Source organism: Streptomyces sp. NPDC006529 (assembly GCF_040611795.1).
Lineage (GTDB): Bacteria > Actinomycetota > Actinomycetes > Streptomycetales > Streptomycetaceae > Streptomyces.
In genome coordinates this window covers 19,472-32,995 of sequence record NZ_JBEXPB010000058.1, presented here as the reverse complement: position 1 = coordinate 32,995, position 13,524 = coordinate 19,472, and the positions used below count along the sequence as shown (strand labels likewise).

At 76.3% G+C, this 13,524-nt stretch carries 6 protein-coding genes; all 6 read left to right on the top strand.

Annotated elements, in window-relative coordinates; translation table 11 throughout:
• The first annotated feature begins 254 nt into the window (after positions 1-254).
• The 6 genes from ABZY31_RS28045 to glyA all read left to right on the top strand — a co-directional run bounded on the left by ABZY31_RS28045 (position 255) and on the right by glyA (position 13,518).
• Entirely contained in the window at positions 255-1,457 is a 1,203-nt protein-coding gene (locus ABZY31_RS28045; protein ID WP_356415622.1) for a hypothetical protein, read from the top strand.
• 268 nt (positions 1,458-1,725) lie between these two features.
• Positions 1,726-1,962 (top strand): MbtH family NRPS accessory protein, encoded by a 237-nt coding sequence (locus ABZY31_RS28040; RefSeq protein ID WP_356415619.1) that lies wholly within the window; start codon positions 1,726-1,728, stop codon positions 1,960-1,962.
• Positions 1,963-2,046: 84 nt separating this feature from the next.
• Positions 2,047-7,470 (top strand): amino acid adenylation domain-containing protein, encoded by a 5,424-nt coding sequence (locus ABZY31_RS28035; RefSeq protein WP_356415616.1) that lies wholly within the window; start codon positions 2,047-2,049, stop codon positions 7,468-7,470.
• A complete protein-coding gene (locus ABZY31_RS28030) occupies positions 7,467-8,822 on the top strand; it encodes a cysteate synthase (RefSeq protein ID WP_356415613.1) in 1,356 nt (451 codons plus the stop codon). Before ABZY31_RS28035 ends, ABZY31_RS28030 begins: the two co-directional genes overlap by 4 nt.
• A complete protein-coding gene (locus ABZY31_RS28025) occupies positions 8,819-12,154 on the top strand; it encodes an amino acid adenylation domain-containing protein (RefSeq protein WP_356415611.1) in 3,336 nt (1,111 codons plus the stop codon). The genes ABZY31_RS28030 and ABZY31_RS28025 overlap by 4 nt, the downstream gene beginning before the upstream one ends.
• On the top strand, positions 12,151-13,518 hold the full coding sequence (glyA, locus tag ABZY31_RS28020; protein ID WP_356415608.1) for a serine hydroxymethyltransferase: 1,368 nt from the start codon (positions 12,151-12,153) through the stop codon (positions 13,516-13,518). Before ABZY31_RS28025 ends, glyA begins: the two co-directional genes overlap by 4 nt.
• Positions 13,519-13,524 lie beyond the last annotated feature (6 nt).

The window sequence follows — 13,524 nt, the reverse complement described above, 5'->3', positions numbered from 1 at the left end:
TCACATCGTGGTCGTCGGCGTGGAGGGTGAGGGCGAGACCGCCATCACCAGACCCCGCGCCTCAAACGCCGGCGGGGCTGGATTTGCCCCGGCGGGGCTGGATGCGCCCCGGCGAGGCTGGATTTGTCCCCGCGAGGCTTGATTTGTCCCCGCGGGGCTGGAGTGGCGGGGCCCAGAGGCGGGTGTGCAGGGCCCCGCTGTCATTTCTGCCGCACCGGGCCGTCCGGTCCGGGCGTACATCGAACGGAGCCAACGTGACCACCGCCCTTTCCCCGGCCCGAACCGCCGGGCCCGCACCCATGCCCACCGCCGCCCCCGGTCCCGGCGGGCCGAGCCTGGCCTCCGCCCGGCCGGACCCGGCCGACCTCGACCCGCGCCGCGCCCTGCGCGAACTGGCACGCTGGCGGGCCGACGGCCGGGACGCCGCCCGGTTCCCGTACCGCGCGGTCCTGGGCCACTACCGGGCCGTCGGCAAGAACGCGGTCGCCGCGGAGCTGCTCACGGCCCTGCGCGCGGTCGAGCCCGCCGTACCCGCCCCCGCCGAGCCGGCCCGGGCGGCCGCCCGGCTGCTCAGGGACTGGCTGCCGCAGGTGGTGGACGGTGCGCGGGGCGACTACGACAGCTACCTCGGCACCCCTGTCTACGCCTCCCTGGCCCGCGCCGGAGCCGAGGCGCGCACGGACGTGGTGATCACCGCCCTGCTCGCGGACCTGGTGGCCATCGAGGCCGCCACCCTGGCAGCGGCCCCGGCCGGCCGGGCCCGTACCCGGGCCGCCCTGCGCGCCCTCACGGCGGCGACCGGCCTCGTGAGCGGCGGCCCGGGCCCCGCGCCGCAGCTCGCGGACGACGACCCGGCCGAGCTCGTCCGGGCCTGCGCCGAAGCGGTCACGGCGGCGCGGCAAGCGGTGCCGTCCTCGGTGCTGCACGCGGTGGAGCTGACGCTGACGCCGACGACGCGGTGCCACGACGAGCAGATGTTCATCCGGGTCATCCAGATCTTCGAGGCCGTCTTCGCCGCCGTCGCCCGGTCCATAGCGGCCGCCACCGAGGCGGTGGCCGAGGGCCGGGGCGAGCGGGCACGGGAGCTGCTGGCGGACGCCACGCGGCAGGTGGCCGGGACCTCCGGGGTGTTCCGGGTGCTGACCACCATGCCCAAGGACGCCTTCGCGGTGATCCGGGCCAACACCGACGGCCGCAGCGCGGTCCAGTCCACGTCCTACCGGACCGTCGAGCAGACCGCCCCCGAGCTGTACCGGACCCTGCTGCGCAGCCCGGTCGAGGAGGGCGAACTCAGCTCTGTGATGCGGGAGTTGGACGAGGCCTGGGGTGCGATGAAGCGCACCCACTGGGGCATCACGATGAAGGTGATCGGCCAGGTGCGGGGCACCGGCGGCACGGCGGGCGCCTCGTACCTGCGCGAGGCCGCCGAGGCCCGGCTGTTCCCCGCCCTCGCCTGAACCCACCGCGCCCGTCAGTCGGCGTTCAGTGAGCCGTCAGTGACCCGACGGCGAGCCGCCGGTCCGGCGCCGGTCCCGCGACCGGAAGCCGCCGGAAGGCCGTCCGCCCCCGCCCAGGACTGACGCAGATCCCGGTCAGGGCGGCCCCAGCGCGCGGTCAGGGCCGAGCGACAGCATCGAAGACAGAACGGCGGGCCCGTACGGCCCGCACCGGGCGGCGGCACCGACCCCGCCGCCCCCGACCCATCCACCGAATCGGAGCGCAGTGATGAGCAGCGAGGACAGCACCGTCTACCAGGTCGTCGTCAACGACGAGGAGCAGTACTCGATCTGGCCGGCCGACCGGGAGCTCCCCGCCGGCTGGCGCGCCGAGGGCCCCCGCGGCGAGAAGGCGCAGTGCCTGGCCCACATCGACGAGGTGTGGACCGACATGCGGCCGCTGAGCCTGCGCCTGGCCATGGAGCGGCAGGCCGCCGAGGCCGCCGCTCCCGCGACCGCGGGCTGAGCGCAGGCGCCGGTACGCGAACGGCCGCCGACGGCGGCGGAGCAGGAACAGGGCATCGGACACCGAACGGTGAGGGAACAACGCGTGGACCCGCGACTTGAGCATCAGGACTGGATCTCGGCGATCGCCGCCACCGCGGCGACGGATCCGGACCGCACGGCCTTCGAGTTCTCCGGAAGGGAGGACGCGCCGGCCGAGCGGCTGACCTACGGACAGCTCGACCGGCGTGCCCGGGCCGTCGCCGCCCGGCTGCAGCGGCTCGGTCTGACCGACCGCCCGGTGCTGCTGCTCCAGCCGCCGGGTCTGGACTACGTGGTCTCCTTCGTCGCCTGCCTGTACGCCCGGGCGGTGGCGGTGCCGGTGTACCCGCCCAACCGCCGGCCGCGCTCGCTGGAGCGGCTCGTCGACATCGTCGTGGACTGCGGGGCGACGGTGGCGCTGACCACCGCCGCCGTCCGCGACCGGCTGCTGCCCGACGACCCGGACGGCGCGGTCATGGACGTGCTCCGGCTGCTGGCGACCGACCTGGTGCCGGAGGCGGAAGCGGGGGAGTGGGCGCACCCGCGGGTCGGCCCCGACACCGTGGCCTTCCTCCAGTACACCTCCGGCTCCACCTCGGCGCCGCGCGGCGTCGTGCTGACGCACGGCAACCTGCTGCACAACTCGGCCCTGATCCAGCGGGCGTTCCGTACGACCGGCAGCACCCGCGGCATGTCCTGGCTGCCGCTCTTCCACGACATGGGGCTCATCGGCGGCATGCTCCAGCCGCTCTACTACGCGGGCTCCTGCTCGCTGATGTCCCCCACATCCTTCGGCCAGGACCCGCTGCGCTGGCTGCGCGAGATCAGCCGCAGCCGGGCCACCGTGAGCGGCGGCCCCAACTTCGCCTACGACCTGTGCGCCGACCTGGCCACCCCCGAGGTGCTGGCCGGACTCGACCTGAGCAGCTGGGAGGTGGCGTTCAACGGGGCCGAACCGGTGCGCGCCGAGACCTTCCGGCGGTTCGCCGCCGCCTACGCCCCGGCGGGCTTCCGGGCGCAGGCCTTCACCCCGTGCTACGGGCTGGCCGAGGCCACGCTGATCGTCTCCTGCAAGCCGCACGGCACCGCCCCCGCCCGCTTCGCGGCGCCCCACGCGCTCCTCGCCGGGACCGGTGGAGCGACGGCGGGTCCGGACGGGGCGGACGGCACCACCGAGCTGGTCAGCAGCGGGCGCCCGGACGACTCCCAGCGGCTGGAGATCGTCGACCCGGTCACCCGGCGGCCGGTGGCCGCCGGAGCGATCGGCGAGATCTGGCTCTCCGGCCCGAGCGTGGCCCAGGGCTACTGGAACCGGCCCGAACACAGCGCGGCCACCTTCGGCGCCCGCATCGCCACGGACGAGGACGCCGAGGAGACCGCGGACGCGGACGGGACCACCGGCGCCGCGGGCTCCGGCCCGGCCTTCCTGCGCACCGGCGACCTCGGCCTGCTCCACGAGGGCGAGCTGTACGTCACCGGCCGCCTCAAGGACCTGATCATCGTCCGCGGCCGCAACCACTACCCGCAGGACATCGAGCAGACCGTCTCCGCCGTCCACCCGGCGCTGCGCGCCAACTGCGGCGCCGCCGTCCAGGTCGAACTGGGCGGGGACGCCGAGCTGGTGATCGTCCAGGAGGTCTCCCGCGACCACCAGGACGGCGACCTGCCGGCGCTGGCCCGCGCCGTGCGCGAGGCCGTCGCCGAGGCACACGGCATACGTCCCGCCGCGGTGGTGCTGATCCGCGCCGCGACGCTGCCGCGCACCTCCAGCGGCAAGGTGCAGCGCCACGTGTGCGCCGCCTCCTACCGCGAGGGCGAGCTGACCGCGCTGGCGCACAGCGGCCGCCCGCAGGGCGCCGCCGACGAGCGGACGGCGGCGCTGGACGCCGCCGCGCTGCGGGCGGCCGGCCCGGCCGAGCGCCCGGCGCTGCTGCTGGCCGCACTGCGCGGCCTGCTCGCGGCCCGGCTCGGGCTGGCCGTGGAGGACCTCGCTCCCGGGCACCGGCTCACCGATCTGGGCCTGGACTCCCTCGGCGCCGTGCGGCTGCGGCACGAGCTGCACACCGTCCTCGGCGTGGACCTGGCCCTGACCGAGGCCCTCGCCCTGGACCTGGCGGGGCTCGCCGGACTGCTCGCCGAGCGCTTCGAGGAGGCGGCGGGAGCCGACGGCCCGTCCGCGCCGGCCGGTGCGTACGAGCCCACGGAGCCCGGCGACCACCCGCTCTCCCCGAACCAGGCCGCCCTGCGGCTCCTGCACGAGGTCGCCCCGGAGAGCCCCGCCTACCTGGTCTCCACCGCCTTCCGCGTGCACGGCGCGCTCGACCCGGCCGCCCTGAACGCCGCCCTGGCGGGTCTGACCCGGCGGCACGCCGTGCTGCGCAGCACCTTCCCCCGCACCGACGCCGGCCCGGTCCAGCGCGTGCACGCCGACCTGCCGCCCGCGTTCGAGGAGGTCGACGTCCGCGGCTGGAGCGCGGACGAGCTGGCCGCGGCCCTGACCGGCGCCGCCGAGCAGCCCTTCGACCTGGAGGCCGGACCGCTGCTGCGGGCCCGGCTGTTCAGCGGGGCCGAGGACGGCCACCGGCTGGTCCTGACCGCGCACCACCTGGTGGCCGACCTGTGGTCGCTGTCGCTGCTGCTGGACGAACTGGCCGCCGCCTACCCGGCGGCCCCACCCGGCGCCGCTGAACCCGCGGCCGCTGCTGCCCCGTCCGCGCCGTTCGGTGCGTTCGCCCGCCGCCAGGCCGCCCTGGTCGACACCGCGGCCGGACAGCGCCGACTGGAGCGCTGGCGCACCGCCCTGGACGGGGTGCGCGCCGGTACCTCCCTGCCCGCGGACCTGCCGCTGCCCCGGCGCCAGCGGATGCGCGGCGCTGCGCTGCCGCTGGAGGTGGACGCCGCCACCACCGAGGCGCTGACGGCCCTGGCCCGGCGCGAGGGCAGCACCCTCTACACGGTGCTGCTGGCCGCCTTCCAGCTCCTGCTGGCCCGCAGCACCGGCGAACAGGACGTGGTCGTCGGCACCCCGACCCACGGCCGGGACGACGCCGCCTTCGCCGGTACGGTCGGCTGCCTCGTCAACACCGTGCCGCTGCGCGTCCGGATCGACGCGGTCGAGCCCTTCACCGCCCTGCTGACCCGGGTCCGGGACGGCGCGCGGCTCGCGCTGGACGGGGCCGAGGTGCCCTTCCCCGCCCTGGTCGAGCTGATCCGCCCGGACCGCGACCAGGGCGGACGGCCGCTGGTGCGCAGCCTGTTCAGCCTCCAGCAGGCTCCGGGCGAGCACGCCGGGGCGCTGGTGGCGATGGCCACCGGCCGGGACGGCGTCCCGTTCGCCCTCGGCCCCCTGGACTGCTCGACGCTGGCCCTGCCGGTGGGCGGCAGCCAGTTCGACCTCCAGCTGACCCTGGGGGAGGCGGGGGGCGGCCTGGCCGGAGCCGTCCGCTACGACACGGACCGCTACCTGCCGGTGACCGCCGAGCGCTTCGCCGCCCACTTCACCACCCTCCTGGCGGAGATCGCGGCCGACGCCGCGCGCCCCGCCGGGGAACTGCCGCTGCTGGCCCCGGACGAGCGGGCGGCCGTACTCGCCGAGGGCAACGACACCGCCCTCGCCTACGACCCGGCCCACGGCGTGGTGCGCGGCTTCGAGGCGCAGGCCGCCCGGACCCCGCTCACCGTCGCGGTTCGCGCCGCAGGTCCCGACGGCGGCGAGGAGCTGGACTACGCCACCCTCGACCGGCTGGCCGACGGGGTCGCCGCCCGCCTGCGCACGCTCGGCATCGGACCCGGCCGCACCGTCGCCGTCCTGCTGCCGCGCACCCCCCGGCTGCTCGCCGCGCTGCTCGGCGTGCTCAAGTCCGGCGCCGCCTACCTGCCGCTCGACCCCGGCCACCCGGCCGAGCGGCTGGCGCTGGTGCTGGCCGACGGCGCCGCCGCCGCGGTGCTGACCGACCTGCCCGACCGGGTCCCCGCGGGGGACTGGACCGTGTGCACGCTCGACACCATCGGCGAGGCACGGCGGGAGGCCGACACCCCGATCGCCCCGGAGAGCGCGGCGTACGTCCTGCACACCTCCGGTTCGACCGGCCGCCCCAAGGGCGTCGTGGTGCCCCACCGGGCCCTGGCGAACCTGCTGGCCTCCTTCCAGCGCGACCTCGCGCTCGCCCCGGGCGCCGGCTGGCTCTCCGTCACCACCCCGGCCTTCGACATCGCCGCACTGGAATACTTCCTGCCGCTCGTCCACGGCGCGACCGTGCACCTGGCGGACGCCGCCACGGCGGGCGACGGCTCGCGGCTGCGCGCCTGCCTGGAGACCGGCGGGATCAGCCACCTCCAGGCCACCCCCGTGACCTGGCAGCTGCTGCTCGAAGCGGGCTGGGCGGGCACCCCCGGGCTGACCGCGCTGTGCGGCGGCGAGCGGCTGCCCGTGGAGCAGGCCGCCGAGCTGCTGGCCCGCGGCGTGCGGCTCTGGCAGGTCTACGGTCCGACCGAGACCACCGTCTGGTCGGCGCGCGGCGAGCTGACCCGGGCCGACCGGGAACTCCCGCTGGGCACACCGGTCGCCAACACCCGGCTCCACCTGGTCGACGCGTACCTGAACCCGGTCCCCGCCGGGGTCACCGGCGAGCTGCTGATCGGCGGCGACGGCCTGGCCCACGGCTACCTGGACCGGCCCGGCCTGACCGCGGAGCGCTTCGTACCGGACGCCTTCGGCGGCGTACCGGGCGCGCGGCTCTACCGCACCGGCGACCTGGTGCGGCGCGGCCCCGACGGCGCGCTGCTCTTCGTGGGCCGCGCCGACACCCAGGTCAAACTGCACGGGCACCGGATCGAACTCGGCGAGATCGAGACCGCCCTGGAGCGCCTCCCCTCGGTGCGGCGCGCGGCGGTCGTCGTGGACGGCGAAGGCGCCCGGGCCCGGCTGGTCGGATACCTGGAACAGCACGGGACGCCCGCGGCCGCGGCCGACCTGCGCGAGCTGCTGCGGCGCACCCTGCCCGGCTACGCGGTCCCCTCGCTGCTCGTGACGCTGGACGAACTGCCGCTGACCGCGAACGCGAAGGTGGACCGGCGGGCCCTGCCCGACCCGGAACCCGCCCTCGGGGCGGGCCCGGTGGAGGAGCCGGTCGGGCCGACCGAGGAGCGGATCGCCGCGATCCTCGCCGAGCTGCTCGGAGCCGAGCGGATCGGGCGGCACGAGGACCTCTTCGAGCGGGGCGCGCACTCGCTGCTGCTGGCCCGTTTCGCCGAGCGCCTGCGGGCCGAGTTCGGCTCCGCACCGCCCTTGCACCAGCTGTTCGACCGGCCGTCGGTGGCCGCCGTGGCCGCCCTGGTCGACGCCGCCCGGCGCACGGGGGCCACCGCGGCGGCCGCCCGTCCCGCCCCGGTCCGGGTGGACCGTACCCGCTACGCCGTCAGCCGCGGATCCGACGGCGCGCTGCGCCCGGTGCTCGCCGGCGCCGCCACCGAGGGGGAAGCACGATGACCTCCGTCCCCTCCCTTCCGGCCGAGCGGGCCGACCGAGCGGTGGCCGACCCGGCCGCCGCCCCGGCGGACCGCCCGTACCTGCTGCGATGTCCGGTCTGCCACGAGAGCCGGCCGGACGACGGACTGCGGCTGGACTGCGCCGCGGCGCACCGGCCCGGCCTGCTGAGCACCGCGTACGACCGCCCGTTCGCCCCCGGTTCCGGCAGCGGCCCGTTCCGCTACGCCTGCTGGCTGCCGACCGCGGGCCGGCCCCTGCCCGACGGCGCCATCGGCGCCACCTACCGGGCCGAGGCCCTGGGCCGCGCCCTGGGCCTGACCGAGCTGTGGGTAGCGTTCAGCGGCTACTGGCCCGAGCGCGGCGCGGCCCTGGAGACCGGCAGCTTCAAGGAGCTGGAAGCGCAGGCGGTCCTGGCCCGGCTGCCCGAGCGGCCGCCGGTCCTCCTGGTCGCCTCGGCAGGCAACACCGCCGCCGCCTTCCTGCGGGCCTGCTCGCGACAGCGCGTGGACTGCGTGCTGGTCGTACCGGAAGGGGCGCTGCCCGCCCTCGCCGTCGCCGGTGAACGCGCCGACTGCGTACGGGTGGTGACGGTCGCCGGTGACTACACCGACGCGATCGAACTGGCCGACGCGATCGCCGCCCGGCCCGGCTTCCAGGCCGAGGGCGGCACCCGCAACGTGGCCCGGCGCGACGGTCTGGGCACCGCCCTGCTGGCCGCCGCCGAGACCATCGGCCGACTGCCCGACCACTACGTGCAGGCGGTGGGCAGCGGCGCCGGGGCGATCGCCGCGCACCAGGCGGCCCGGCGGCTGCTCGCGGCCGGTTTCCCGGGCGCGCGGCGCGCGGACGGCGCCCCCGGCGCCCTGCCGCGGCTGACGCTCTGCCAGAGCGCCCCCTTCGCGCCGATGGTCCGCGCCTGGGAGGACGGCCTCGCGGAGCCGGTCATCGGCTCGGGCCCCGAGGTGCGGGCGGCGGTGGCCGCCGCCCACGCACCGGAACTGACCACCCGCAAGCCGCCGTACGCGGTGGCCGGCGGAGTGCGCGAGTGCCTCGTCGAGAGCGGCGGGGAGCTGCGGGCGGTGGACAACGCCGAAGCGGCCGCCGCCGGGCGGCTGTTCGCCGCCGTCGAGGGCAACGACATCGAACCGGCCGCGGCGGTGGCCCTGGCCGGGCTGCGGCAGGCGGTCGCCGCCGGCCGGATCCGGCCCGACGAGAGCGTGCTGCTGCACGTCACGGGCGGTGGCCGGGCCCGCCGCGCGGCCGCCCACCCGCCCACCGCGGTCCACCCCGACCTGCGGATCCCCGCCGGCCTCGGCGCCGAGGCCGCCGCCTACCTGGTGACCGGCGCATGACGACCCCGGCCCTCGGCACCCGCCACCTACCCGACGCCGACACCGGCCCCGACCCCACCTCGGCCGGTCGGCAGAGAGCGGAGCAGACCATGCAGCAGTTCGCCTTTCCCGCCACCTCCGCGCAGCGCCGAATCTGGCTGGTGGAGCGGCTGATCCCCGGCACCAGCGCCTACCACCTGCCGTTCGCCCTGCACCTGGACGGCCCGCTCGACACCGCCGCGCTGGAGGCCGCCCTGGCCGAGCTGGTCCGGCGGCACGAGTCGCTGCGCACCTGCTTCGAGCAGGTGGACGGCGAACTGCTCCAACTCATCGGCGAGCACGGCGCGTTCAGCATGGATACCCGGGTGACCGCGGACGGTGAACTGGAGGCCGTCCTGGCCGCCGACGCCGCCCGCCCCTTCGACCTCACCCGCGGACCGCTGCTGCGGGCCGCGCTGCACCGGCTGGCGCCGGAGCGCCACGTCCTGGCGATCACCGTGCACCACCTGGTGGCCGACATGTGGTCGATCGGCATCCTGCTGGCCGAACTCGCCCACTGCTACGCCGGACGCTCCGCCGAACTCGCCGAACTGCCGCTCCAGTACGGCGACTTCGCGGTCTGGGAAAAAGAGGCGCTCGCCGCCGCCGACGAGAGCGGCCGCACGCACTGGCACCGGACGCTGGCCGGCGCTCCCGAACTGCTGGAGCTGCCCTGCGACCGGCCGCGCCCGGCCGTCCAGTCGCTACGCGGAGCCACCCTGGCCGTGGACCTCCCGGCGGAGCTCTCGGCCGGGATCCGGGCCCTGTGCCGGCGGGCCGGAGTCACCCCGTTCATGGCGCTGCTGGCCGCCTTCCAGACCGTACTGGGCCGGCACGGCGGCAGCGAGGACATCGTCGTCGGCACCGGCGCCGCGGTGCGCCCGGCCGAGGCCGAGGCGCTGATCGGCTGCTTCATCAACATCCTGCCGGTGCGCACCTCCCTCGCCGGCGACCCGACCTTCGAGGAGCTCCTCGGCCGCGTCCGCTCGGCCTCGCTCGCCGCCTTCGAGCACCAGGACCTGCCCTTCGAGCGCATGCTCGCGGAGCGGGCCGCGGCCCCGGCACTCAGCCACAACCCGCTGGTCCAGTCGCTGCTGCTGGTGCAGAACGCGCCGCTGGCGCCGCCCGCGCTGCCCGGCCTCGCGGTCACCGTGCGGGAGGTGCCGCGCGGCGGCGCGCAGGTCGACCTCAACCTCCAGCTGCGCGAGGTGGACGGCGTGTTCACCGGCACCGCCGAATACGCGAGCGACCTCTTCGACAGGGCCACGGTCGAGCGGCTGCTCGGGCACTGGCGCACCCTGCTGGCCGCGGCCGTCGCCGCTCCCGGCACCCGGCTGTCGGCGCTGGGGATGCTCACCGAGGGCGAGCGGCGGCGCGCCCTGGTGGAGTGGAACGACACGGCCCGCACCTACCCGGCGGGCGGCGCCCTTCTGCACGACCTCTTCGAGGAGCAGCTGGCCCGGCGCCCGGACGAGGCGGCCGTCGTCGGCCCCGCCGGCGAGCTGAGCTACGCGGAGCTCGACGCGCTCGCCGAGCGGATCGCCGCACGGCTCGCCGAGCTGGGCGTCGGCCCGGACACCACCGTCGGCCTCTGCCTGAACAAGGGCCCGGAGCTGGTCGCGGCCGTGCTCGGCGTGCTCAAGGCGGGCGGCGCCTACCTGCCGCTGGACCCGGCCTACCCGGCGCAGCGCCTTGCCTTCATGCTCCGGGACGCGGCGCCGCCGGTGGTCCTCACCGAGCGGGCCCTCGCCGCCCTGCTGCCCGCCGTCGGGGCCGAGGTGCTGGAGGTGGAGGACGCCGGGCACTGGCCCGCCACCCGCCCGCGCCCGGTCGGCCAGAGCCCGGACCACCTCGCCTACGTCATCTACACCTCGGGCTCCACCGGCACCCCCAAGGGGATCGCCGTCCCGCACCGGGGCGTCGTCAACAACCTGCTCGACCTGAACGGCACCTACGGCATCGGGCCCGGCGACCGGGTGCTCGGCCTGTCGTCCCCGAGCTTCGACATGTTCGTCTACGAGACGCTCGGCATCCTCGCGGCGGGCGGCGCGGTGGTCGTGCCGCACCCGGACCGGGCCCGCGACCCGCACCACTGGGTGGACCTGGTGCGCCGCCACAAGGTGACGGTGTGGAACTCGGCCCCGGCCCTGGCCGACGCGTTCGTCCGGGCGGGGGAGGAGCGCGGAGTCCGGCTGCCCCGGCTCAAGGCGGCCTTCTTCGGCGGGGACTGGATCCCGGTCACCCTGCCCGCGCGCTTCCGCCGCATCGCCCCGGACATGGCCTTCATCGCGCTCGGCGGCGCCACCGAGGCGTCCATCCACTCGATCACCTACCCGGTCACCGGGACCGACCCGGCGTGGACGAGCATCCCGTACGGCCGCCCCATGGTGAACCAGCAGGCCGTCGTGCTGACCCCGGCACTGGAACCGGCCCCGGTCGGCGTCCCGGGCGAACTGTGCCTGGCCGGAACCGGACTGACCCGCGGCTACCTGCGCCGCCCCGGCCTGACCGCGGACCGCTACCGCCCCCACCCCGGGGCCGGCACCGGCCCCGTCCCGGCCGGAGCGCGGCTGTACCGCACCGGCGACCTGGCCCGCACCCGCGCCGACGGGGTGATCGAACTCATCGGGCGTCTCGACCACCAGGTCAAGGTGCGCGGGCTGCGGATCGAACTGGACGAGATCGAGGCCGTGCTGCGCCGCCACGACGGCATCGAGCGGGCCGTGGTCAGCGCCCACGGCAGCGGGGACGACCGGCGCCTGATCGGCTACCTGGTCCCCGCCGGGGACGCAGGGGCCGTGCCGGCCGCGGTGGAACTGCGCACCCTGCTCAAGGCGGAACTGCCCGAGTACATGGTCCCGGCGGCCTTCGTGACGCTCGACGCGCTGCCCCTGTCGCCCAACGGCAAGGTGGACCGCGGCGCGTTGCCGGAGCCCGACGGGCGGGCCGACCGCGCGGCCGCCGCCTACGTGGCCCCCCGCGACGACACCGAGCTGGTGCTCGCCGCGCTCTGGGCGGAGCTGCTGGAAACCGACCGGGTCGGCGCCGAGGACGACTTCTTCGCCCTCGGCGGCCACTCGCTGCTCGCCACCCGCCTCGCCTCGGCGCTGCTGGAGACCTTCGGCGTCGAACTGCCGCTGCGCGAGCTGTTCGAGGCGCCCACCCTCGCCGAGCAGGCGGTGCGCCTGGCCGCGCGGGGACGCGAGAGCGGCACCGACGTCGCCGCCGTGGCCCGTATCGCGGCCCAACTGCTGGAGATGACCGACGAGGAGGCCCACGGGCTGCTCGCCGAACACGAGGAGAGCAACGCATGAGCACCACCACCACGACGAGCGCGGGCTCCGGCGTCCTCGCCGACTACGCGAGCCTCGGCGCGCGGCGCCTCGCCGCCGCCGACCCGCTGCTCTCGGGCCTGCTGGAGCGCGAACACGCCCGGCAGAACGACACCCTGGCCATGGTGGCCGCCTCCAGCAGCGCCGATCCCTCGGTCCTGGCCTGCGCCGGCGCGAGCATCTCCAACGTCACCACCGAGGGCTACCCCGGCGCCCGCTACCACGCGGGCTGCGAGCTGGTCGACGAGGTGGAGCGCCTCGCGGTGGCCCGGGCCCGGTCGCTCTTCGGAGCCCGGTACGCCAACGTCCAGCCGCACTCGGGCAGCACCGCCAACCAGATCGTGCTGTGCACCCTGATGAAGCCCGGCGACACCCTGCTCGGCATGGAGCTGAGCGCGGGCGGGCACCTCACCCACGGCTCCCCGGCCTCCGTATCGGGCCGCTTCTTCCGCGCGGTCGGCTACGGCACCGACGCCGACGGCATGCTGGACTACGAGCAGGTCGCCGAACTCGCCCGCGTCCACCGGCCCAAGGTGATCGTCTGCGGCGCCAGCGCCTACCCGCGCACCGTCGACTTCCCCCGCTTCCGGCGCATCGCCGACGAGGTCGGCGCCTTCCTGCTCGCCGACATCTCGCACATAGCCGGCCTGGTCGCCGCCGGACTGCACCCCAGCCCCGTCGACCACGCCCACGCCACTACCACCAGCACCTACAAGCAGCTGTACGGTCCGCGCGGCGGCCTGATCCTGCTCGGCCGGGACGCCGAACTGCCGCTGCCCGGCACCCGGCGGACCCTGGCCCAGGCCATCGCGCACGGAACCTTCCCCTTCCTCCAGGGCACCCCGGACCTCGGCGCCGTCGCGGCCAAGGCGCGCGCCTTCGACATCGCCGCCCAGCCCGCCTTCCAGGACCTGGCCGAGCGCGTGGTGGCCGACGCCCGCGAACTCGCCGACGCCTTCACCGGGCTCGGCCACACCCTGGTCACCGGCGGCACCGACAACCACATGGTGCTGCTCAACGTCGGCCGCCGCGGCCTGACCGGCGCGATCGCAGAATCGGCGCTGGCCGACTGCGGGATCGTGGTCAACCGCAACCGCATCCCGGACGACCCCCACGGCCCGCGGGTCACCAGCGGCATCCGCTTCGGCACCAACACCCTCGCACTGCGCGCCATGGGACCGGCCGAAATGCGCCGCTGCGCGGCACTGACCGACCGCGTGCTGACCGCCGTGGTGCCCCACGGCGAGCGCGAGTTCACCCTCGATCCCGCCGTACGCGCCGAGGTGCGCGGCGAAGTCCACCGGCTCTGCCGGGAGTTCCCGCTGCCGCACCACCTGCCGGCCTGACCCACT

What these genes read in the sequence shown, in the direction of transcription:
- ABZY31_RS28040 (WP_356415619.1), top strand. Translation starts at nt 1,726, where the DNA reads ATGAGCAGCGAGGACAGCACCGTCTACCAGGTCGTCGTCAACGACGAG.
- ABZY31_RS28030 (WP_356415613.1), top strand. Translation starts at nt 7,467, where the DNA reads ATGACCTCCGTCCCCTCCCTTCCGGCCGAGCGGGCCGACCGAGCGGTG.
- ABZY31_RS28025 (WP_356415611.1), top strand. Translation starts at nt 8,819, where the DNA reads ATGACGACCCCGGCCCTCGGCACCCGCCACCTACCCGACGCCGACACC.
- glyA (WP_356415608.1), top strand. Translation starts at nt 12,151, where the DNA reads ATGAGCACCACCACCACGACGAGCGCGGGCTCCGGCGTCCTCGCCGAC.